Raw genomic sequence first — 20344 nt, forward strand, 5'->3', positions numbered from 1 at the left:
TAGGAATAGGTCGGCAGTCAGGCGGGCTCGGTGACGACGCCGATACGCCGGTAGACGAATGGTTCGTCCTTGGAAGGAACTGTCGCAGCGCGCTGGGCTTGGTCGATCAGCATTGCCATGCGCGCATGGATCGGCGATTTCGCGCAAGCCGGGTCCGTCGCGGCGGCATCGCCGGCGATTGCCATCGCCTGGCAGCGACAGCCGCCCCAGTCGATCTCGCGCCGCTCACAGTTGCGGCAGGGCTCCTGCATCCAGTCCGTGCCTCGAAAGGCATTAAATGCCGAGGAATCGGTCCAGATCGCGGCCAGGCTGCGTGGTCCAAAACGCTCGAAACCGAGCGATGGGATGGTCTGGGCGGCATGGCATGGCAGTACGGTGCCGTCCGGCGTCACCATGAAGGCGTCGCGCGCCCAGCCGCCCATGCACGGCTTGGGATAGATGGCGAAATAATCCGGCGTGACGAAATCGATGTTCATGATGCCGGTGAGCCGTTCGCGCGCCGCCGCGACGATCTCCGCCTGGCGGTCGACGGCAGCACGCTCGGGCATCAGTTGATCGCGATTGGTCAGCGCCCAGCCGGCGTACTGCACGTTGGCGATCTCGAGACGCTCCGCACCCAGCGAAAGGGCCAGATCGATGAATTCCGATACCTCCTCGATATTGTGGCGATGGATCGGCGCGTTGATGGTAAGCGGCAAGCCGGCCGCGCGAGCGCGGCGTGCGGTTTCCAGCTTCTTTTCGTGGCTGCCCCTGTGGTTACCGATGCGCTCGGTGGTCGCCGGCCGTGCGCCTTGAAAGCTCAGTTGCAGATGGTCGAGCCCGGCTTCGGCAAATGCCTCGATGCGGCCATCCGCAATGCCGACGCCGGCGGTGATCAGGTTGGTGTAGACGCCGCGCGCCGAAAGCCCGGCGATCAGTTGCTCGAGATCGCGACGCAGCGTCGGTTCACCGCCGGACAGATGCACCTGGAGAACGCCAAGATCGGCCGCCTGCGAGAACAGGTCGAGCCAGCTCTGCGTGTCGAGTTCGCGATTGGCCTTAAGCAATTCGAGCGGATTGGAGCAATAGGGGCATTGCAGCGGACAGCGATGCGTCAGTTCCGCCAGCATGCCGATCGGGGGGAGAGGGGGCTCGCTCATAGGTTCACCAGCAGCTTGTCAGACCATTCCTGCAGGAAGGCGACGACGTCGGCCGCCACAGCCTCCTGTTCGGCATCATAATCTGCGGCAAGGCCGGCAATCATGTGGCCGACCGTGGACCGCCCGTCGCAGCGGCGCAATATGTCGAGGCTGATGTCGTTTGGCCAGAACACCTTTTCGGGCGAAAGCACGGCGAACGCCTGTCGCACGGGGTCGTACTGTATGCGCACGTGCTTCGGCAGTGATGGAACCGACTGCGGCGACACCATGGCTCTTTCGCGCAGTGCCATCATTGGGCTGCCTCCGGACGGAAGGCGCCTGGCGGGATATTGCCCGGCTCGCAATAGGCATGTTGAAGCGCGTCGAGCATGGCCCACAGTATATCGCATTTGAACACCAATGCATCGATCGCCTGCTGCTGGCGTTCCGCCGTGTCGGCATGTTCGAGCACATAGGCGAGCGCGAAGCCGGCGTCGCGCGAGGCCTGTTCGGGCCGTCGGGCGAAATAGGCCAGCGTGTCCTCGGTGATATAATCGTATCTGGCCAGCATCGCGGGTACCCGCTCGCCGATGATGAGCGGCGAGAACATCTCGGTCAGCGACGACGCGACCGCCTCCAGCAGGGTCCGGTTCGTGCAAAAGGAGAGGTAGGCGCCAACCGCAAAACGTGTCGCCGGCAGGGCCAGCCTCTCGCTCTTGACCGCGTCGGCATCGAGACCGAGCGAGGTCGCCAGGTGCAACCAGCGCGCAATACCGCCGCTCCAGCCGTCCTCGCCGTCATGATCCTCGATGCGTTTGCGCCAGGCGGCGCGAAACGCCGGATCCTCGGCATGCGCGAGAATCATGGCATCCTTGCGCGGAATGACAGCCTGATAACAATAACGGTTCAGCGCCCAAGCCTGCATCTCGGTCCTCGACAGCGCGCCGCTGGTCATCCTGTGATGGAAAGGATGGCGGTTGTGATAGCGCTCGGCACCGACCTGCCGCAGCACGGCTTCGAGCTCGCTGGAGGACAGGCCGTTCTTGGCCGCGTCGCGGAAATCACTCAAAGGTCCATCTCCATCCCGTCGCGGGCCACTTCCCAGCCAGCCGCTTCGACTGCTGCGTGTTCGGCAGAATTCTCGTCCAGAACAGGGTTGGTGTTGTTGATGTGGACAAAGACACGGCGGCCGATCCTCACATCGGCCAAGCCGGCGATCGATCCCGCGTCTCCCGACATTGCCAGATGCCCCATCCGCGCACCGGTCTTTTGGCCGACGTCGGCAGTAATCATCTCGTCGTCGGTGAAGACCGTGCCGTCGAACAGAAGGCATGCGGCATCGGCTAGACGCCTGCGCAGGGTCGCATCGATGCGGGCGCAGCCGGGGATGTAGAAGACGGAGCCGCGACTGTCGGCACTGGCGATACGAACGCCGATCGTGTCGCCGGCATCGGAGCTGAAATTGGCATCCGGCTGGCCTTTTTCTTCGAGATAGAGTGCAATCTTCCCGGGCACGGGAAAGCTCTCGACAGCCACCCCGGTGTCGTGGCCGTCTGCATCGCAGATCGACAGTTCTTGCGCAGGCGGCAAGATGCGTCGCGGCACGAGCGCCGGATCGAGGACATTAAAAATCGAATTCGCCTCCAGCGTCGCCAGAACCTGTGTCGTTGCATAGATAGCGAAAGGCTGCCGCTCACGCAGGCTGAGCAGGCCGGCAACATGATCGACATCGGCATTGGTCAGCACCACCGCGCGAATAGGTGTCGAGCGCAGCGGCGCATCGTGCGCGGGCTGCAATTCAGGCGTTGCCGCGATCTGCTGGCGAATGTCGGGCGAGGCGTTGAACAGAACCCAGCCAAGTCCATCCGCCGACACGGCGACACTCGATTGGGTTCGTGGATGCACGCCAGCTACCCCGGTGCGAGCCGCACGGCTCAGACGATAATTGCAGTTCCATTGCGGAAAGCCACCGCCGGCAGCCGATCCGATGATTCTCAAGCGCATGAAAACGCCCGCCCCGCGGCTTCTCTGACCAGCAGCCAATTTGCAGTCGCAAAAAACGTCCCGCCCGCTCTGCGTGCCTCAAACTCTTTCACGAAAATCCCATGCGGCAAGGGGATGCGTGCCCCTGTTGCCAGGGACACGCACCTCTGCGGCCTACTTCTTGGGAGTAATTTCAGCAGGCAGATACCGCGAAATTTCAAAGCCCGCAGCAACCTGGCACATGGTCGGTTTTGTCCAGCTCTTCTTCATAACATTTCTCCTCTTCTACCAGCCCGAAGGGCCGATGCTGTCGTTAGTCAACCATTGCAGGGCACCGAAGCAATGGCTCGTCCATCAGGTTTCAAAATGGACAAATGAATCAATAGGTTTTAAAAAGTCAAAAAAGAAATCGAAAGTAGCTGTGGTCTTTCTTCAATTGTTCATCGCGTAGGGTTTCTTCTCCTCCAGCGGAAGACTTGCACCTTCCCAGCCATATGCGCCGAGCGGATGCCAGATCACTGAACTGTAGCCCCACTCGACTTCCCGTTTCGCGGCATTCCACGACATCCAGCAATTCGTCTGCAATAGAACAGAATAGCGCGCGATTTGTCGGTGCCGGCCGCGGCTGCCAGGCCGTGGCGAAAGTAGCTGACGGTCTCCTCCGAAATAGCGTCGTATCCCACGTTGGCCAGCCATATGCTGCCTGGAATGTCCTTTCTGACCTTGTCTGTCCATATCGTTCCTGCCGGCAGATTGGTCGGCCTCGGCGTGTTCGGCAACACGTCGAAGAAGACTGCCTTTTTCCCTCGCCACAGCGCTTCCGCCTCTTCCGTGGTCACCACTGTCGCCCGCTGCGGCGTGTCCGGCACGGGTGCCCGATATTCGTCCAGCCGGTAGCCGGCGGGCTCGTCAACCCCGCCTGCCCATGCCGGCTCCGTAATGCCCAGGAGGCCCATCATGAGCAGCAACACCACTTCCTTCCGTTCATCACCTGCCACATTCTGGCCTCCGCCGGGCCATCCCAACTATTGCGTGATCGGATTGTCATGCTCGTCGATCAGCGGCACGTTGTAGCCGAGCAGGATTTTGATGATCTCCGCCTGGTTTTCCCTGATCACCCGGTTGAGCGTCCGCTTCCATTCCTGGTCGGACGGGCGTACGCCCATGGTGATGCGATAAGACATGCGCGAGCCGGTTTTTTCCTTCAGCAGCGGAACGATCGTGACGTCGGCTCCGAGTTCCCTGGCATAGTAGCCCGCCATCGGGCCCCACAGGACCGCCGCGTCGATCTTGCCGGCGAGCATGTCCTTGATCATAACCTCCCCCATGGAAGGGGTGACGCGAGTATCCACCGCCAGCGGGTAGATCTTGGCGGTCCGCAGAAGCTTGTTGGCGGCCATGTTGGCGGTTGGGGGCGTGCTTTCGACGACGCCGATTCTCTTGCCGGAAAGTTTCGGGTCTTCGATCGTCTCGACGCCTTCGATACCGTTGCCTTTCGGGTAGACGAGCACATAGGCGGAGCGGTAGTAGGCATTGGTGTTCTGCACCAGTTCATCACCTTGGGCGTAGCCCATGATGATGTCGCATCGGTTGGCCCCAAGCGTGTTGCGCACAAAGCCGGTGACAGTGGGAAACCACGTGTAGGCGACTGATTTCCGCCCCGTCTTCTTGGCAACCAGTTCGGCCAGCTTGTTTTCGAAGCCTTGGCCGTCCTTGTCGGTAAAGGGCATGTTCGACGGATCTGCGCAGACGCGCAGAATGTCGGGATCGACCAGTTCTCCCGCCGCGCCAAGCCCGGCATTTTGTGCCAGAACATTCGACGGCAGCAAGGCGAGCGCGCCGAGGATCGACAGAACGATGCGTAGCTTCGATGCAGTGCAGCCGGTCATATCATCCACCCATGCAGGATGCTTCGGCATCCTTGGCTGCCTGGGACTTGTTTTCGTGCTTGGGCGGCCTGCCGCGGGGTGCGGCGCCATCGGCGCGCGCGCGCAGATAGACGTAGAGATCGTCCAGGTAACAATAGACGTTCTTGTTGTCGCCAAAGGCAGGCATGACGTTTTCCTTGCCGCCGCCGACATTCTTGCGGCCCTCGGCGACGATCGACAGGAACGTGGCGTAATCCATGTTCTTCAGGCTGTTAGCCAGGGCAGGCGCATAGCTCGAACCTGTAGCGTCCTGTCCGTGACAGACATGGCAATCCGAGTGATACCGGCGGTACCCGCTGAAGGTGTACCAATCGACGGTTCCGTTTTCGATCTTGTAGGTCGGATTTCCGTCCGCATCTAGATATTTGCCTCCTTCTTGCTTCACCGCCTTGGCTTTTTCCATGCTGTCTTCGGCCCGTACCAGACTTGAGCTGGCCAGAGGCAGCAGGACCAGGGCGAGAGCGGAAACTGCAATGCGAACGATCATTCAGACTCTTCCTTCGTTTGCCAGAAACCCTGGCTGCCGTCGTGCAGCGGCATTGATCGGTGTTGGGTGCGCGGCGCAATTGAGAGCCCGGTTCCCGGCTTCGGGTGGCCCGGGCTCTCGTTTTCGACCTAGTCGTTAGGCTCTTCCCGGTAATCAGTCCGGGAGGCCAAAGACGGTGAGCTGCCCGCCCAGCGTCGTATAGTCGGCAAGTGCCGCGTAACCGCCAACGGCACCCAGACCGGCGGTTCCAACGACTGCGGCCTGGTCGCCCTGCGCACGGCCCTGATCAACGGCGCCATGCCAGGCAGCGGCGTTGTCGGGCGAAAGCAGCCCACCTGCCAGACCGATACCGGCCCATCCACCGACGCCGGACAGAACGGCGATGTACTGCTTGCCGTCATGCTCGTAGGTCGTGATGTTGCCGATGATGCCGGACGGGGTCTTGAACTTGTAGAGTTCCTTGCCGTCCTTATCGACCGCCTTGATGTAGCCTTCGAGGGTACCGTAGAAGACGACGTCGCCATCTGTCGCCAATGCGCCCGACCACACCGAGAACTGCTCGGGCTTCGACCACACGATCTCACCCTTGGCTGCATCCCAGGCAATGAAGTTGCCCATGTTGCCGTCACCGCCAGGCGCCGCATACATCGACACGGTGGCGCCCACGTAGGGCTGACCGGCGGTGTAGCTCACTTTGTAAGGCTCATAGTCCATGCAGACATGGTTGGTCGGCACGTAGAACAACCCGGTCTTCGGCGAGTAGGCGGCCGGCTGCTGGTCCTTTGTCCCAAGCGCGGCCGGGCAGATACCGGTCGAGTTGGTGTCTTCGCCGTTCTGCTGGGTCGAATACTTGGCGACGACCTGCGGGCGGCCATACTGGTCGCTCTTGGGATCCATGTTGACTTCCGTCGCCCAGTTCACTGCCGGATCGTATTTTTTGGCGACGAGAAGTTCGCCGGTGGCGCGATCCATGGTGTAGGCAAAGCCGTTGCGGTCGAAATGCACCAGCACGTCGTGCTTGGCACCGTTGACCTCCATGCCATCGACGAGAATCATCTCGTTGATGCCGTCATAGTCCCACTCGTCATGCGGGGTCATTTGGTAGAGCCATTTGGCAACACCAGTGTCCGCATCGCGAGCCATGATTGTCATAGACCAGCGATTGTCACCTGGGCGCTGGACCGGGTTCCACGTCGAGGGATTGCCGGTGCCGTAATAGACCAGGTTCAGCTTGGGATCATAGGAATACCATCCCCATGTCGTGCCGCCGCCCGTCTTCCACTGTTCGCCTTCCCAGGTGTTCGTGCCCGAATCCTTTCCGACAGGCTTGCCGAGATGGGTTGTCTTCTCGGGATCGAGAAGGGTGTCTGCATCAGGACCTTCCGAATAGGCTTTCCAGGCGAGCTTGCCGTCTTTCAGATTGTAGGCGGCCAGCCAGCCGCGAACACCGAATTCAGCACCGGAGACGCCCACGAGCACCTTGTCCTTGATGACTACGGGTGCCGACGTGCCGGATTCGCCCTTTCCGCCGTCGGTCTGGTCGCCGTTCTTGACAGACCAGACGACCTTGCCGGTCTTGGCATCGAGCGCGACGACGGTGGTGTCGGCCTGGTTGAGAATGATCTTGCCGTCACCATAGGCAACACCACGATTGACCGTGTCGCAGCACATGATCGGAATGACGTTCGAGTCCTGCTTGGGCTCGTATTTCCACAGGATCTTGCCGTCGTTCTTGAGGTCCAGAGCATAGACGTTGTTTGGGAAAGGCGTGTGGACATACATCACATCGCCGATGACCAGCGGCCCGCCTTCATGACCGCGCAGCACGCCGGTGGAAAAGCTCCATTTGACCTGCAGGTTCTTCACATTGTCGGCAGTGATCTGGTTGAGTTTGGAATAGCGGGTGTTGGCGTAGTCACCCGTCTGCATCGCCCAGTTCTTCGCATCCGATGCGAGCTTTACAAGGTCTTCATTGGCCGAAGCCGTATAGGCAGCGCCGAGCGATAAAAGCGCCGCGGTCGTCAGAATGTAAGTAGTTTTCGCAAGTACACGCATCCAAAATCCTCCCGGGTTCACAGTGAAGAATCGACCGTCAAGCCCCACAAGGGCTTGCCCAAGCAATTCATGTTGGGAAGTTATTTTCCGACAGCTGTCACGACCTACCCCGAAGCAGAGGGCACCATACCGCCCGCCCCCCTTGGTCTTCGAAAGACTGCCGCCGCTCCCTGATAACGGTGGCGCTCTTGAAGCCGGAAACAAGAAAAAACTATGTCATCGCAAAAGACCAGGCAAGCAAAAACCTACAATGCATCGTTGCGCTGCAATATCGATATGTTGCACCGCAATATTTAGAAACAATTAAAATAAGCGCCGTGTGAAAAGCTAATAAGAGGATGGCCGCCAGCCCCTATGTATATAGCAACCATATTATTCCCGTATTCTCGAGGTGATACACATTTGACTTTATTTCGATATATTCTACGGGGCACCTCGGCGTAAGTATGCGTGCATCTTGCTGGCTCCCGATAGTGAGCGAAGCATGAAATGAACGCGTGAAGGAGGGTGCGCAGCGGGTCACGAAGCTGGCTCTTGACGGCCGATGGGGCATTCCTCCTTTGGTCCTATACGCAGGCCATTGGAGCTTGACGGGCATTGCGGCACGTCGCCAAATTGGAGCGATGATCCCGTCTGGATGCATGGTGTCCAGGCCAACTGGAGGTTCCTCATGATAAGGTCTGTTGGATCTCTCACCTTGGCGGTGGCCTTTGCGGGGTCGCTGGCCTTTGCGAACTCGGCTAACGCCGCGGGAGACTACCCGACGGCAACGATTGCCGACTACGTGCTCGGCTGCATGCAAACAAATGGCCAGACACGTCAGGCGCTTGAAAGCTGTTCCTGCTCGATCGATGTTATCGCCTCGATCCTTCCTTACGATCACTATGAGAGGGCGGAGACCTTCAAAAGCATGTCGTTGACGACAGGGGAGGCGGCAGGGTTGTTTCGCGAAAGCGCGCCAGCCAAGGCGGCGCGCACCGAACTGAAACGCGCGCAGGCTGAAGCCGACGTACGTTGCTTTTAATCAGCCGGAACGGGTACGCGTGGCCGTGCGCCTCACAGTCCCGCCGTTTTCCATCGGCCAGTGGCCGCGAAATATGTTGCCATCCGTGTCTGTCGCCTCGACACGGATTTCGCCTTTGCCGTGCGCGGTGAAATCGAACCGGAAATTGGGATCCTCCGAAATCGATATTCCGCCCTCCATCGAGAGAATCGGCTGATCGCCTTGAGAGATCGACAGTTCGTGGATGAAGTGCGCGGGAATGAAATACCGGGTGTCACCGCTTTGGCGCGAACTCGAGCAACGGCGCGTACGGCGGCCCGACCAGCGGCGGATAGCGGCGGTAGGTGTTGTAGACCGCTCCGTCCTCCATCGCGAAGACGCTCCACCCTGCGCTCACCGACACGGCCGACTGGAGGTCCGGCGCACCTACATCGTCCCGGTAATCCTGCAGCCATTGCGGGGCCTCGCGGAGCAGCTGCCCCATGTCGAACTCGTCGCGGGCGATTCCGGACATCTCCTCCCGGCGGAATGCGAAGCCGTAGTCGAACAGGAAGTCGTCGCCGTAGCCCGACACGTAGGGCATCGTCCACCCGCGCTGTGTCTTAGTTGCCATCAGCTTCTCCAGCGGCGCCAGCGACATCGCGATGAGCGTCACGTCGCGGCCGTTCACGTGCGTGATCATGCCGCCCAGCCCATCGCCGACCGAGGCGCACCCCGGGCACGCCGTCTTCCAGTCCTCTCCGTACATTAGGTGGTAAATGAGGAGCTGCGAGCGGCCATCGAACAGCTGCGGCAAGGACTTTGGCCCTTCCTCGGTGGCGAAGGCGTAGTGCTTCTCGACCGGCACCCAGGGCAACTCTCGCCGTTGCTCAGTCACGCGCCGTTCGTGCGCCGCCAGCTCCTGCTCGGCCGCCAGCAGCTCCTTGCGGGCAGCCTGCCACTCCTGCTCAGTCGCGACCTTCATCCGACCTCCTATGTTCGACCTAATCCTTGTTGAAATGGCGCCGGAGCGGAAACTCATCAGCCCCGCGAACTCGACGACCTCCGCGACCTGTCTTAGTCGCACCACAGACACTGCAAGCGGACGGTAGCCTGGCTCGCCCGGCGGGCACAAGTAGCCCGCGACGGAACGCGCGTCGAAGCGATCGTAGCGCAGCAGACGACGGCCGGTCAATTTGCGAACGGCGACCGCCAGCATTGTCGTTGTCGCTTATTCCCATTCGAGCTCGGCAAAAGCCGCTGTCGCGTTGCGCACGTTGTAGTCGTCGAACAGATGCCAATTGCCGCGTTCGCTTTGGCCGGCGGTCTTGATGGCCTCGCTGAGCGGCAACCATTCCGCGATCGCCTTGCGAATGTCGCGCGGCAGGATGTCGAAATAGCGCCGCTCCGCCGTCAGCGCCTCCGGCCAGCCGCCGGCGCCGGGCCGTGACTCGGCACGGCCCGCGCGGCGGCGATCGCGGCGAGCGCGTGCATCTGGCGGAGCTCGCCGAGCAGCGATCCGTCGAGCGTCGGCAAGGAACCTATGAACACGAGATCGCCGGCAAACAGCGTACCGGTCGCGCTGTCGAAAATGGTCAAATCATGGTCGGTGTGAGCCGCCTTCCACGCCTCAATTCGAGCGTGCGTCCTCCGAGGTCGAGATGCAGGTGATCCTTGACCGCATTGTCGGAGGCACGATCTCGATCCCTTTTATGAGCGCGCCGCCGATCTGTTCGCGAAAGCTTTGCAGGTAGAAGGCGCCGTGCGCCTCAAGAGCACGCGGCAGATTGTGATGGCCGACGATGGTCGCGCCGATCTCCCGGAACCCAGCGTTGCCGAAGACGTGGTCGGGGTGCATGTGAGTGTTGATCAGGTAGCGAACCGCCTTGGCGGTTATTTTGCCGACCGCGGCGATGAAGGCGTGCGCCTCGATCAGGCTGCCGCCGCTGTCGATGACGGCAACGGCGTCAGTCCTGACGACGACGGCCAGGTTCGAGATCGCGCCCTGGTTGGCGGCGCTCATCAATTCATCCGCACCCTGGAAAAACAAAGACGTTGTCGGCGACTTTCCTGACCTAGCGGCGAGAGCGGCCCGCCCGAGGCAACAAGGCAGCATCGCGGCGCTGGCCGCGGTGCAGGCGAAGCCGTTCACAAGCTTGCGTCGTACGCTGTCAGATAAGCATGTCTTCTCCGATATGCATTCCGAACGGCAAGGCGATCAGGCCACACCCGGAAATTTTTGCTGGAATGATCGCAAAAGGTCGCTCATCACCAGTGGATTGCGATGTTGTCGCGGCACTCTTACGTCGAACATGCCGAGCACATGGGCTGGGCGCTGCGCAAGCACGATGATGCGGTCCGACAGCATCAGTGCCTCGCGCAGATTGTGCGTTACCATCAAGGCGGTCGTGGGCCGCGCCGACCAGACGCTCAAAAGCAATTGCCGAAGCCGCTCGGCCGTCCGTTCGTCGAGGGAGGCGAAGGGTTCGTCCAGGAAAAGCACCGCCGGTTCGGTGGCGAAGGCCCTGGCAAGCGCTGCCCTGCGCGCAAGGCCGAGCGAAAGCTCCGCCGGATAGAGCGAGCGCATGCCAGCGAGGCCGAGAGTGTCAAACAGCTCGTCGAGACTGTTCGCTCGTAGGCTTTTCGGCAGCGCCAGCCTGACATTCTGCTCCACCGTCCGCCACGGCAGCAAAGTAGGCTCCTGGAACACGGCGGCGATGCGGTTCGAGCCGCCCTGCGGCAGTTGGAAAGAGCCGGAAAAGTCCTTGTCCAGTCCAAGCAGGATGCGCAACGTCGTGGTTTTGCCGCAGCCCGACGGCCCAAACAGGCAAGCGAATTCGCCCTGCCGGACCTCGAAGGACAGACCCTGAAGCGCCGTGATCGACACGCCTTGCGCGGACCTGAAGGTTTTTTCGGCGATGTCGACCCTAAGCGGGACGGCGGCGCCAACGGGTTGCATGTCGTTCAATGGGCTGCACCAGGACAAGTTCGATGACAAGCATCACCGCCACGAAAGCCAGCGTGTAGGCAAGAATGGCGGCGACGTCGAAGAGCTGGAAATAAAGATAGATCTGGAAGCCGACGCCATTGGAGCGGCCGAGCAGTTCGACCACCAGAACGATCTTCCATATGAGGGCGATCCCGGACCGCGAGGCCGCGGCAAAATAGGGCTGCAGTTGCGGCAGGAGGACGTGGCGGATGCGCTTGAGCGGGGCGAAGCGGTAGACGGCGGCCATTTCGGCATAACGCGGATCAAACGCCCTGGCGCCTTCGCGCATCGTCACCACGACATTCGGGATCTTGTTCACGGCAACTGCGCCAATCGCCGCCGCCTCGTTGAGGCCGAACCAGATATAGGCGAGCACGATGACCACCAGCGCGGGAATGTTGAGAAACAGGACCACCCACGGACTGAAGAACCGGTCCGCACCGCGGTGGCTCCCGAGAATGACACCGATGACGGAGCCGATGATCATTGCGACGACGTACGCCGCAGCAACCCGTCCGAGCGTCGCGCCAAGATGATAAAAAAGCTCGCCGCTCGCCGCTTCCCTGAGCAGCACCTGCCAGACCTGCCCTGGTGAGGGGAAAGCACGGCTTTGCCACAGATGGGCCGCGAGGCTCCACAGCAGGCAAAGTCCCAGCAGGGAAACCGTTACCGTCAGCGCTGGCGTCAGCGGCGTCGCAATGCCGGATCGACCCGACTTGTCTTCCGTTGCGGTCATTTCGCGAGTTCCGGCCAGAACGTGCCGGGCGCCATCTCGGGCGCCCTGCCAACCAGCTTCTCGCCGCCTATCGCGGCCAGCACGTGATAGAGTTTGCCCGCATCGGCCGCTTCTTCGGCGACCGGCCGTCTTGGGATGCCCTGGCGATAGCGGTCACGCAGTTTTTCCAGCTCCTTGCCTTCTGCGTGAATGAGTGGCGCCAGGCGCAGCCATTCATCATCGGATCTGGCCAGCAAGTCCTTGGCCTGCATGGACGCCTTGACGAAGCCCTGGGCGGCATCCGGATTGTCGTTCGCCCATTGGTCGTGGAAGACGTAGCCGAGTGCCGATACGGGGCCCGAGGCACCAAGCGCTTTCGCCGCGTCATCCGCGCCGATCAGCCGACGAAAGCCGTTGGCCTCGAGCCGGGCGCAGAAATGCCAGAAATTGAGCACGGCATCGAGTTCGCCCTGCATCGCCTTTTCAGAAATCAGCGGCGGCGCGCCAAAGACGACGTCGCAGGCTGTCGGCAGGTCGAGGCCGTGATCGCGTCTGGCCAGCGCCTGGACCAGTAACCAGCTCTTGTCGAGCGGGCCGCCGGCGACACCGATTTTCTTTTCCTTGAGGTCGGCGAGCGCCCGGATCGGCGATTCCTCCTTCACCATGATTGCCCCCACGGCGGTCGAATAAGGGGCCAATGTAAGGTCGCCGCCCTCGGAGCGCTGGCGCGAGACCCACAGCCAGTCGGTCACGATCATGTCGATCGCGCCGGCCAGCAGCGCGACGTTGGTCGCATCCTCCCCGGCGAAGTAGACAATTTCCAGATCGATCCTGTTGGCCTCGTCGAGCTTGTGGCGTTTCAGCGTATCGAGTTCCCAGCTCACGGTGCCGAACTTCAGGACACCAATCCGGACCTTGGCTGCCGCAAAGACGGCAAACGGCTTTGAGGCGAGGATGGCCCCAAGAGCCGCCAAGCGCAGCATCATGCGCCGCGAAATCATCATCGCATCTCCTCTTTCAGGGTCGTCGACGAACCAGGAATGTCGATCAAACCGCTCGTTCCTTGCTCGGAACGGCACATTTCCAGCGCACGACCTTGAGACTCGGATGTTCCTGAGACCATTTTGGGATCTCGGCGGGCGCCAGGAACATGCATTGGAACAGGGAGCCGCGGCTCTCGAAATAGAGGTGTTCATCTCGGCAATTGCCCGGATTGGCGCTCAGGCACACCGTCAATATGAGATCGACCATATCCATTTAGCACCTATCGTCGCCTGTACGGCGATCTCTCCAGAGTTCGTGCTTTGGAGTTTCATCGGATTTCCTGAAGGTGCCCAAACAGGAAACGGGTTGGAGTGAGGCTACGCGTTCGGCCAATAGGCGTCAATGATGTGTACCGCGTGTCGGTACACACTTCCCCTTCGCGCGGTCGGGAAACGAAACAGGACCTTTGTACGATTGACTTCCTTCATCGGCAGTCTAGCTATTCGAGGTGTGCAGGTGCTGCCGGCCCGGGGCGGAAGGACGAATAGTTCGCTCTCCCGCGTAAAAACGGATGCCGGCGATCAAGGCATCGACACGCGTAAAGTGTCCAGGGCACTCACACGATCAATGAGGAAATGCCATGCGCGCAGTCGCATTTTTCGCCGCCGTGTCCGTCGCCACCTTTGTCACTACCCAGTCTCAGGCACAGGATGCCGCGGCGGGTGAGAAGGTCTTCGCCAAATGCAAGATCTGCCACGTCGCCGACAAGGACCAGAACAAGGTCGGTCCGTCCTTGAACGGCGTCATCGGCCGAACGGCCGGGACGCATCCGGGGTTCAGCTATTCCAAGGCCATGACCGAGGCCGGCAAGTCTGGCGTCAAATGGGACGAAGCCACGCTGACGACCTACCTTCGCGATCCCAAGGCGATGGTCAAGGGAACCAAGATGGCGTTTGCCGGTCTCAAGAAAGACGAGGACATCGCCAACGTCATTGCTTATCTGAAGCAATTCTCAAAATAACGCAGTACCGCCGACCATTGGACTGCGCTCGGCCGGCGTTGGCGCGCTTGGGTTACGCAGCGTCTTGCAGCCTCTGCATCGCGGACGGCAGATCGAACAGGCTGTCGCAAACGAGGTCGGGGCCAAGCTCTTCAACGGGAATTTGGCTGTATCCGCCACGCAGCAGAATGACTGGCATGCCGGCGGCGCGGGCGGCGGCCACGTCGGCGCCGCTGTCTCCGACCATCAGCGTGTCACGAGGATCGACCCCAAGCTGGTCGAGCGCCAGCAACAGCGCGTCTGGCGCCGGTTTCAAGTATGTCACCGCGTCTCCGCCGACGATCGCGCCGAGATATTCCGTCAGCCGAAAATGCAGCAGGATTTCACGAGCCGCCAGCTGCGGCTTGTTGGTCACCACGCCCATGGCCATTCCGCTCAAATGCAAGTGCGTGAGAACCTCCCTGACGCCAGGCATCAGCCTCGTGCGGCCGGTCAGATGCCTGCGATAGATCGGCGCCATGACGCGGTTGGCCTCATCGAGCGCGGTGCCGAGGAGCGGCCTGCCGGAAGCCGCGAAGGCTCGTTCGACCAGTTTCCTGATGCCGCCGCCGATCATGGCCTTGACCTGATCCAGGCGCAGCGACGGCAGATCGCGGCTGGCCAGCAATTCGTTGACGGCGGCCGTTATATCAGGCGCCGAATCGACCAGCGTGCCGTCGAGATCGAACAGGATCGCCTTGGGCGAGCGAAACGGCCTGCCTGCGCCGACGTTCATGCAGCATCCTTCCACTTGATCGAACAGCCGATCGAAGCGATCTGGTCGAGCGGTCCGTCGCCGGTTCGGGCAACCTGCTTCATCGCCTCGTAAAGGTCGCGCCTCAGCCCTGGCGATACGGCGTCGCGTCGCGACGCGTCAAGCCGGCCGCGGTATTGCAGCGTCAACTCGCTGTTGAGCCCGAAGAAATCCGGGGTGCAAACGGCTCCGTAGGCACGCGCCACCGTCTGGCTCTCGTCGTGGAGATAGGGGAAGGTGAAGCCGTTCGTCTTGGCGAAAAGCTTCATACTGTCGAAGGAATCATCCGGATAGGCCCCGGCATCGTTTGAGTTGATCGCGACAAAGCCGATGCCTTCGGCCTTGAGGTCGTTGGCGTCGCGCACCATGCGCGAAATCACCGCCTTCACATAGGGGCAGTGATTGCAGATGAAGGCCACCACCAACCCGTTCGGGCCGGCATGGCTGAAGATCGAATGCGATTTGCCGTCGACGCCGGGCAAAACGGCGTCGATGGCTCGCCAGCCGAAATCGCAGACAGGTGGGGTTGCCGCCATGTTTGCCCTCCGATGAGACGGTTATGCAGCTTTCCGGATCGCCCCGTCGGCCGCCTGCCTGATGGCGCCGATATTGGCGCGATAGGCAGCCTCAGTGCCACCCCTAAAGATGGCCGAGCCGGCGACCAGCACATTGGCGCCGGCCGCGGTGACCAGCGGAGCGGTTTCGGGCGTGACGCCGCCGTCGATCTCTATGTCGATCGGACGATGGCCAATCAGTGCCTTGACCCGCCTGACCTTATCGACGACCGCCGCAATGAAGGCCTGGCCGCCCAAGCCCGGATTGACCGTCATCAGAAGCACCAGATCGAGCCGGTCGAGCACATATTCGATGACGCTTTCGGGCGTCGAGGGGTTCAGCGACACGCCGGCCTTCTTGCCGAGATTTCTGATTGCCTGCAGCGAACGGTCGAGATGCGGTCCGGCCTCGGCATGCACCGTAATGATGTCGCAGCCGGCATCGGCGAAGGCGCCGAGATAGGTGTCGGCCGGCGCGATCATCAGGTGGCAGTCGAAGACCTTGTCCGTTCGATTACGGATCGCCTTGATCACCGGCGGACCGAAGGTGATGTTGGGCACGAAATGGCCATCCATCACATCGAGATGGATCCAGTCGGCACCCGCCCGGACGACCGCTTCGACCTCGTCGCCGAGCCGCGAGAAGTCCGCAGATAGCACTGAGGGCGCAATGATTGTCTTGGTATCCATGATCGTCGGCTCCCATTCTGTCGTCCGTTTCCGGTCGCTGCGCACCCAACCGGCGTCGTCTTGTCAGCGCGCCTTCGTCTCCGGTTCGCCTTCGAGCTTACCTTCCGCGAATACGCGGCTGCCGCGAATGTCGGATTCCTCGATGGTGATAAGGTCGGTTTTCGTCAACGCCCGGTCGCGTGAGGCGAAAAGCCGGCTGGCCTGGCGAAGCCGCGCCCGGTCGAGGCTATTGCGGACCGAGCGGGCGTTGGAGAAATGCGGCAGCCGCATGCGGATCGGGAGATACTCTTCGAGCGCCTTGGCCGCCGCTTCGCTGAGACGGTAATTCTGTTCCGCCAGCATGATCTCGGCGATCGATTTGAGTTCGCTGACCCCGTAGTCCGGAAAATCGAGGTGATGGGCGATGCGCGAGCGCATGCCGGGATTGCTGTCGAAGAAGCGGTCCATCTTGTCCTTGTAGCCGGCAAGAATCACTACCAGATCGTCGCGGTTGTTTTCCATGCATTGCAGCAGGATTTCGATCGATTCCTGGCCGTAGTCGCGTTCGTTCTCGGGCTTGTAGAGATAGTAGGCCTCGTCGATGAAAAGCACCCCGCCCATGGCGCGCTTGATCACTTCGCGGGTTTTGGGCGCGGTGTGGCCCACATACTGGCCGACGAGATCGTCGCGCGTCACCGCGACCATGTGCCCTTCGCGAACATAGCCGAGACGATGCAGGATTTCCGCCATTCTGAGCGCCACGGTGGTCTTTCCCGTACCGGGATTTCCCGTAAAGTTCATGTGCAGCGTCGGCGCGCCCGAGATCAGCCCGAACTTGCGGCGAAGCCGGTCGACCAGGAGCAGCGCGGCGATCTCGCGGATCCGGTTCTTGACGGGCTTCAGGCCAACGAGTTCGCGGTCGAGCTTTTCCATCACCTCGTCGATGTTGGATGCCTCGAACTCGGCCTGCAGATCAACCGATTCGCCCTGCGCGGCAGCGCCCTTTGCTATCGCGTCCAGCATGGTTTCGCCTAGCTCCGCTCGCCTTCGGGCCTGTCGGTCGCATAAGGCACGATCGAATAGCCCTGGCTGCGCCCGTCACGCTCCTGGCGCAGCAGCCGGAACCCGGGTTCGTTGGGCGGCCGGTTGACGATGAACGACATGCGCGGCGCTTCCCAGCCCTTGGTCGAATCGAAGGCGGTGACCCGGACATACATGTTGGGCATGGCTTTCCGGCAATTGTTGACTTCAAGCAGGATGCCCGCCGGGTCCCTAAGGTCGAACATCGGGTTGCCGTACATTTCCCAATAGGTGTTTCGCGGATGCGGATCGTCGGTGTACTCGACGCCGACCGCCCAGTGGTTTTTCAGCGCGTATTTGATCTGCGCCGAAATCTGCTCGTCGGTCAGCTCGGGCAGGAACGAAAACTGTCCCTGCGTGACCTTGTTTCCCGGATTGGTCATCATGGCGACGGTTCCTTTTCGTCTAAAAGCTGGGCGTTGCGGTTGGCACGAAGTCGGCCGTGTCGGTCGATTCGTAGTTGAAGGTGACGTCCTTCCAGGTCTCCAGGGCCGCCTTCAGCGGCGTGCACCACCTGGCCGCCTGTTCGAGGATTTTGGTCCCTTCGCGCAGATAGTCGCGGCCCTCGTTGCGGGCGAGGATCATCGCCTCCAACGCGACGCGATTGGCCGTCGCACCGGCCTGGATGCCGTCCGGATGGCCGATCGTGCCGCCGCCGAACTGCAGGATGACGTCCTCGCCGAGATAATGGATCAGCTGGTGCATCTGGCCGGCATGGATGCCGCCCGAGGCGACAGGCATCACCTTGTTGAGCGAGGCCCAGTCCTGATCGAAGAACAGCCCGGTTTCGAGGTTCTGCGACGTGCGCTCCTCGCGCAGCGTGTCATAAAACCCCTTGATCATAAGCGGGTCGCCTTCCAGCTTGCCGACCACCGTGCCGGCATGGATGTGATCGACGCCGGCCATCCGCATCCATTTGCAGATGACGCGAAAATTCATGCCGTGGTTCTTCTGGCGCGAATAGGTCGAGTTGCCGGCCCGGTGCAGGTGCAGGATCATGTCGTTGCGGCGTGCCCACTTGGCCATCGACTGGATCGCCGTGTAGCCAATGACGAGGTCGATCATGACGATGCAGGAGCCAAGCTGTTTTGCAAATTCGGCGCGCTCGTACATGTCCTCCATCGTGCCGGCGGTGACGTTGAGATAATGGCCCTTGACTTCGCCGGTGGCGGCCGACGCCTTGTTCACTGCCTCCATGCAGTAGAGGAAACGGTCGCGCCAATGCATGAAGGGCTGTGAGTTGATGTTCTCGTCGTCCTTGACGAAGTCGAGGCCACCCTTCAGTGCCTCGTAGACGACGCGGCCGTAGTTGCGGCCGGACAGGCCAAGCTTCGGCTTCGTCGTCGCGCCGAGCAGCGGCCGGCCGAACTTGTCGAGCCGCTCGCGTTCCACCACGATGCCGGTCGCCGGGCCCTGGAAGGTTTTGAGGTAAGCCACCGGGATGCGCATGTCCTCGAGCCGCAAGGCCTTGACGGCCTTGAAGCCGAACACGTTGCCGATGATCGATGCAGTCAGGTTGGCGATGGAGCCGGGCTCGAACAGGTCGAGGTCGTAGGCGATATAGGCGAAGTACTGTTGCTCGATCCTGGTGCCTGGACCTGTGTTCGGCACCGGCTCCGATTTGAACGCCTTGGCGCGGTAGAGCTCGCAGGCGGTCAGCCTGTCGGTCCATACCACGGTCCATGTCGCGGTAGAGGATTCACCGGCGATGGCGGCGGCCGCCTCCTCGTGGTCGACGCCGGGCTGTGGCGTGATCCGAAACATGGCGATCAGGTCGGTCTCCTTGGGCCGGTAGTCCGGCTCCCAGTAGCCCATCTTCTTGTAGGGGATGACGCCCGACCTGTAGCGTTCCTTGCCTTCCTTGAGCGTGCCTGCTGAGGGCATGTCGATCTTGTTCATGGCAGGTCTCCTGTTTGCCGCTCAGGCGGCTTTCGCGGTTGCGATTTGGGGGTCGAGCTTTCCTGCGGCGTAACGTTTCGCCATCTCATCCATGGCGATCACCCTGATGTTCGACGCGTGGCCTGCGGTGCCGAAGCGTTCGAAGCGATCGCGGCAAAGGTCGCGCAGGGCGTCCATGGCGGGTTTCAGGAATTTACGCGGATCGAATTCGCGCGGGTCCTCCGTCGCGACGCGGCGGAACTGCCCGGCCATGGCCATTCGGCAATCGGTGTCGATGTTGACCTTGCGCACGCCATAGCGGATGCCGCGCTCGATTTCCTCGACCGGGACGCCAAAGGTCTGGGGCATCTCGCCGCCATAGTTGTTGATGATGTCCTGCAGTTCCTGCGGCACCGAGGACGACCCATGCATGACCAGATGCGTGTTGGGCAGTTTTTCGTGGATCGCCTCGATCACCTGCATGGCCAGGATGCCGCCGTCGGGCTTGCGGCTGAATTTGTAGGCGCCGTGCGAGGTACCACAGGCGATCGCCAGCGCGTCGACCCGGGTGGCGGTCACGAAGTCGACCGCCTGATCGGGATCGGTCAAAAGCTGGTCGTGGGAAAGCGCACCTTCGGCGCCGTGCCCGTCCTCGACCTCGCCCTGGCCGGTTTCCAGCGAGCCGAGCACGCCGAGCTCGCCTTCGACCGAAGCGCCGACCCAGTGCGCCATGCGTGCGACGCGTTCGGTGATGGCGACATTGTAATCGTAGCTCGCCGGCGTCTTGGCGTCCGCCATCAGCGACCCGTCCATCATCACCGAGGTGAAGCCGTGGCGGATCGCCGACAGGCAGGTGGCTTCGTTGTTGCCGTGATCCTGATGGATGCATAGCGGAATGGCCGGATGGATTTCGGTCAACGCCTCCATCATCTTGGCCAGCATGATGTCGTTGGCATAGGAGCGAGCGCCGCGCGATGCCTGGATGATGACCGGCGCATCGCAGGCCCTGGCGGCCTCCATGATGGCGAGGCCCTGTTCCATGTTGTTGATGTTGAATGCGGGCACGCCATAGCCGTGCTCGGCGGCATGGTCGAGAAGCTGGCGAAGGGTGATGCGGGCCATGGTCGTC

General features: G+C 61.5%; 24 protein-coding genes and 1 pseudogene. 3 read left to right on the forward strand and 22 right to left on the reverse strand.

Annotated elements, in window-relative coordinates; genetic code table 11:
- Positions 1-17 precede the first annotated feature (17 nt).
- From pqqE to AC0L2X_RS25125, 8 genes and pseudogenes are all read right to left on the reverse strand, one after another.
- Positions 18-1139: a pyrroloquinoline quinone biosynthesis protein PqqE gene (gene pqqE / locus AC0L2X_RS25090; protein ID WP_473600457.1), complete on the reverse strand. Its 1122-nt coding sequence runs from the start codon at positions 1137-1139 to the stop codon at positions 18-20.
- Complete coding sequence (pqqD, locus tag AC0L2X_RS25095) at positions 1136-1432, reverse strand: pyrroloquinoline quinone biosynthesis peptide chaperone PqqD (RefSeq protein WP_473600458.1); 297 nt, start codon at positions 1430-1432, stop codon at positions 1136-1138. Before pqqD ends, pqqE begins: the two co-directional genes overlap by 4 nt.
- Positions 1429-2187 (reverse strand): pyrroloquinoline-quinone synthase PqqC, encoded by a 759-nt coding sequence (gene pqqC / locus AC0L2X_RS25100; RefSeq protein ID WP_473600459.1) that lies wholly within the window; start codon positions 2185-2187, stop codon positions 1429-1431. Before pqqC ends, pqqD begins: the two co-directional genes overlap by 4 nt.
- On the reverse strand, positions 2184-3122 hold the full coding sequence (pqqB, locus tag AC0L2X_RS25105) for a pyrroloquinoline quinone biosynthesis protein PqqB (RefSeq protein WP_473600460.1): 939 nt from the start codon (positions 3120-3122) through the stop codon (positions 2184-2186). Before pqqB ends, pqqC begins: the two co-directional genes overlap by 4 nt.
- Before the next feature lie 411 nt (positions 3123-3533).
- A pseudogene (locus tag AC0L2X_RS25110) lies at positions 3534-4060 on the reverse strand (PQQ-dependent catabolism-associated CXXCW motif protein).
- Between the two features lie 66 nt (positions 4061-4126).
- Complete coding sequence (locus tag AC0L2X_RS25115) at positions 4127-4990, reverse strand: substrate-binding domain-containing protein (protein WP_473600461.1); 864 nt, start codon at positions 4988-4990, stop codon at positions 4127-4129.
- Between the two features lies 1 nt (position 4991).
- Positions 4992-5516, reverse strand: a complete 525-nt coding sequence (locus AC0L2X_RS25120) for a c-type cytochrome, methanol metabolism-related (RefSeq protein WP_473559245.1) — start codon at positions 5514-5516, stop codon at positions 4992-4994.
- A 153-nt stretch (positions 5517-5669) separates the two neighbouring features.
- Positions 5670-7571 carry a methanol/ethanol family PQQ-dependent dehydrogenase gene (locus tag AC0L2X_RS25125; RefSeq protein WP_473600462.1) on the reverse strand — a complete coding sequence of 634 codons (1902 nt, stop codon included), beginning with the start codon at positions 7569-7571 and terminating at the stop codon, positions 5670-5672.
- Positions 7572-8241: 670 nt separating this feature from the next.
- Between AC0L2X_RS25125 and AC0L2X_RS25130 the strand changes: the two genes are divergently transcribed.
- Entirely contained in the window at positions 8242-8595 is a 354-nt protein-coding gene (locus tag AC0L2X_RS25130; RefSeq protein WP_473559247.1) for a hypothetical protein, read from the forward strand.
- Here AC0L2X_RS25130 and AC0L2X_RS25135 read toward each other — a convergent pair whose 3' ends face one another.
- From AC0L2X_RS25135 to AC0L2X_RS25165, 7 genes are all read right to left on the reverse strand, one after another.
- Positions 8596-8907 carry a thiosulfate oxidation carrier complex protein SoxZ gene (locus AC0L2X_RS25135; protein ID WP_473600492.1) on the reverse strand — a complete coding sequence of 104 codons (312 nt, stop codon included), beginning with the start codon at positions 8905-8907 and terminating at the stop codon, positions 8596-8598.
- Positions 8849-9772, reverse strand: coding sequence for a DUF899 family protein (locus AC0L2X_RS25140; RefSeq protein WP_473600463.1), 924 nt, complete (start codon positions 9770-9772; stop codon positions 8849-8851). The genes AC0L2X_RS25135 and AC0L2X_RS25140 overlap by 59 nt, the downstream gene beginning before the upstream one ends.
- Positions 9773-9966: 194 nt before the next feature.
- The gene (locus AC0L2X_RS25145) at positions 9967-10152 is read right to left on the reverse strand and encodes a hypothetical protein (RefSeq protein WP_473600464.1); all 186 of its coding nucleotides are present in this window, start codon (positions 10150-10152) and stop codon (positions 9967-9969) included.
- A 31-nt stretch (positions 10153-10183) separates the two neighbouring features.
- Positions 10184-10576, reverse strand: a complete 393-nt coding sequence (locus AC0L2X_RS25150; RefSeq protein ID WP_473600465.1) for an MBL fold metallo-hydrolase — start codon at positions 10574-10576, stop codon at positions 10184-10186.
- A gap of 195 nt (positions 10577-10771) precedes the next feature.
- Positions 10772-11512, reverse strand: coding sequence for an ABC transporter ATP-binding protein (locus tag AC0L2X_RS25155; RefSeq protein ID WP_473600493.1), 741 nt, complete (start codon positions 11510-11512; stop codon positions 10772-10774).
- The gene (locus AC0L2X_RS25160; RefSeq protein ID WP_473600466.1) at positions 11481-12278 is read right to left on the reverse strand and encodes an ABC transporter permease; all 798 of its coding nucleotides are present in this window, start codon (positions 12276-12278) and stop codon (positions 11481-11483) included. Before AC0L2X_RS25160 ends, AC0L2X_RS25155 begins: the two co-directional genes overlap by 32 nt.
- On the reverse strand, positions 12275-13261 hold the full coding sequence (locus tag AC0L2X_RS25165; protein ID WP_473559253.1) for an ABC transporter substrate-binding protein: 987 nt from the start codon (positions 13259-13261) through the stop codon (positions 12275-12277). The genes AC0L2X_RS25160 and AC0L2X_RS25165 overlap by 4 nt, the downstream gene beginning before the upstream one ends.
- On the opposite strand from AC0L2X_RS25165, the gene AC0L2X_RS25170 reads away from it, so the two are divergent.
- Both AC0L2X_RS25170 and AC0L2X_RS25175 read left to right on the forward strand, forming a co-directional pair.
- On the forward strand, positions 13242-13616 hold the full coding sequence (locus tag AC0L2X_RS25170) for a hypothetical protein (RefSeq protein WP_473600467.1): 375 nt from the start codon (positions 13242-13244) through the stop codon (positions 13614-13616). The two genes, AC0L2X_RS25165 and AC0L2X_RS25170, sit on opposite strands and share 20 nt — an antisense overlap.
- A 265-nt stretch (positions 13617-13881) precedes the next feature.
- Positions 13882-14262 (forward strand): c-type cytochrome, encoded by a 381-nt coding sequence (locus tag AC0L2X_RS25175; protein WP_473559255.1) that lies wholly within the window; start codon positions 13882-13884, stop codon positions 14260-14262.
- 52 nt (positions 14263-14314) lie between these two features.
- Here the strand turns inward: AC0L2X_RS25175 and gph are convergent, their stop codons facing one another.
- The 7 genes from gph to fba all read right to left on the reverse strand — a co-directional run bounded on the left by gph (position 14315) and on the right by fba (position 20337).
- Positions 14315-15016, reverse strand: coding sequence for a phosphoglycolate phosphatase (gene gph, locus AC0L2X_RS25180; protein WP_473600468.1), 702 nt, complete (start codon positions 15014-15016; stop codon positions 14315-14317).
- Positions 15013-15570, reverse strand: a complete 558-nt coding sequence (locus tag AC0L2X_RS25185) for a thioredoxin family protein (protein WP_473600469.1) — start codon at positions 15568-15570, stop codon at positions 15013-15015. The genes gph and AC0L2X_RS25185 overlap by 4 nt, the downstream gene beginning before the upstream one ends.
- A 21-nt stretch (positions 15571-15591) precedes the next feature.
- Positions 15592-16278, reverse strand: coding sequence for a ribulose-phosphate 3-epimerase (gene rpe / locus AC0L2X_RS25190; protein ID WP_473600470.1), 687 nt, complete (start codon positions 16276-16278; stop codon positions 15592-15594).
- A 63-nt stretch (positions 16279-16341) separates the two neighbouring features.
- Positions 16342-17280, reverse strand: a complete 939-nt coding sequence (cbbX, locus tag AC0L2X_RS25195) for a CbbX protein (protein ID WP_473600471.1) — start codon at positions 17278-17280, stop codon at positions 16342-16344.
- Positions 17281-17288: 8 nt separating this feature from the next.
- Complete coding sequence (locus AC0L2X_RS25200; RefSeq protein WP_473600472.1) at positions 17289-17723, reverse strand: ribulose bisphosphate carboxylase small subunit; 435 nt, start codon at positions 17721-17723, stop codon at positions 17289-17291.
- Between the two features lie 19 nt (positions 17724-17742).
- Positions 17743-19236 (reverse strand): ribulose-bisphosphate carboxylase large subunit, encoded by a 1494-nt coding sequence (locus tag AC0L2X_RS25205; protein ID WP_473600473.1) that lies wholly within the window; start codon positions 19234-19236, stop codon positions 17743-17745.
- A 21-nt stretch (positions 19237-19257) separates the two neighbouring features.
- On the reverse strand, positions 19258-20337 hold the full coding sequence (gene fba, locus AC0L2X_RS25210; protein ID WP_473600474.1) for a class II fructose-bisphosphate aldolase: 1080 nt from the start codon (positions 20335-20337) through the stop codon (positions 19258-19260).
- Positions 20338-20344 lie beyond the last annotated feature (7 nt).

The sequence above is a fragment of the Mesorhizobium sp. WSM4828 genome (assembly GCF_055811175.1).

Bases quoted from the DNA above. Each gene is read 5' to 3' on its own strand.
- AC0L2X_RS25125 (WP_473600462.1), bottom strand. From the start codon at position 7,571: ATGCGTGTACTTGCGAAAACTACTTACATTCTGACGACCGCGGCGCTT.
- rpe (WP_473600470.1), bottom strand. From the start codon at position 16,278: ATGGATACCAAGACAATCATTGCGCCCTCAGTGCTATCTGCGGACTTC.
- AC0L2X_RS25170 (WP_473600467.1), top strand. From the start codon at position 13,242: ATGCGCCGCGAAATCATCATCGCATCTCCTCTTTCAGGGTCGTCGACG.
- AC0L2X_RS25160 (WP_473600466.1), bottom strand. From the start codon at position 12,278: ATGACCGCAACGGAAGACAAGTCGGGTCGATCCGGCATTGCGACGCCG.
- AC0L2X_RS25185 (WP_473600469.1), bottom strand. From the start codon at position 15,570: ATGGCGGCAACCCCACCTGTCTGCGATTTCGGCTGGCGAGCCATCGAC.
- AC0L2X_RS25150 (WP_473600465.1), bottom strand. From the start codon at position 10,576: ATGAGCGCCGCCAACCAGGGCGCGATCTCGAACCTGGCCGTCGTCGTC.
- AC0L2X_RS25165 (WP_473559253.1), bottom strand. From the start codon at position 13,261: ATGATGATTTCGCGGCGCATGATGCTGCGCTTGGCGGCTCTTGGGGCC.
- fba (WP_473600474.1), bottom strand. From the start codon at position 20,337: ATGGCCCGCATCACCCTTCGCCAGCTTCTCGACCATGCCGCCGAGCAC.
- gph (WP_473600468.1), bottom strand. From the start codon at position 15,016: ATGAACGTCGGCGCAGGCAGGCCGTTTCGCTCGCCCAAGGCGATCCTG.
- pqqD (WP_473600458.1), bottom strand. From the start codon at position 1,432: ATGATGGCACTGCGCGAAAGAGCCATGGTGTCGCCGCAGTCGGTTCCA.
- AC0L2X_RS25205 (WP_473600473.1), bottom strand. From the start codon at position 19,236: ATGAACAAGATCGACATGCCCTCAGCAGGCACGCTCAAGGAAGGCAAG.
- cbbX (WP_473600471.1), bottom strand. From the start codon at position 17,280: ATGCTGGACGCGATAGCAAAGGGCGCTGCCGCGCAGGGCGAATCGGTT.
- AC0L2X_RS25140 (WP_473600463.1), bottom strand. From the start codon at position 9,772: ATGCTGGCGGTCGCCGTTCGCAAATTGACCGGCCGTCGTCTGCTGCGC.
- pqqE (WP_473600457.1), bottom strand. From the start codon at position 1,139: ATGAGCGAGCCCCCTCTCCCCCCGATCGGCATGCTGGCGGAACTGACG.
- pqqB (WP_473600460.1), bottom strand. From the start codon at position 3,122: ATGCGCTTGAGAATCATCGGATCGGCTGCCGGCGGTGGCTTTCCGCAA.
- AC0L2X_RS25120 (WP_473559245.1), bottom strand. From the start codon at position 5,516: ATGATCGTTCGCATTGCAGTTTCCGCTCTCGCCCTGGTCCTGCTGCCT.
- AC0L2X_RS25155 (WP_473600493.1), bottom strand. From the start codon at position 11,512: ATGCAACCCGTTGGCGCCGCCGTCCCGCTTAGGGTCGACATCGCCGAA.
- AC0L2X_RS25200 (WP_473600472.1), bottom strand. From the start codon at position 17,723: ATGATGACCAATCCGGGAAACAAGGTCACGCAGGGACAGTTTTCGTTC.
- AC0L2X_RS25115 (WP_473600461.1), bottom strand. From the start codon at position 4,990: ATGACCGGCTGCACTGCATCGAAGCTACGCATCGTTCTGTCGATCCTC.
- AC0L2X_RS25130 (WP_473559247.1), top strand. From the start codon at position 8,242: ATGATAAGGTCTGTTGGATCTCTCACCTTGGCGGTGGCCTTTGCGGGG.
- AC0L2X_RS25175 (WP_473559255.1), top strand. From the start codon at position 13,882: ATGCGCGCAGTCGCATTTTTCGCCGCCGTGTCCGTCGCCACCTTTGTC.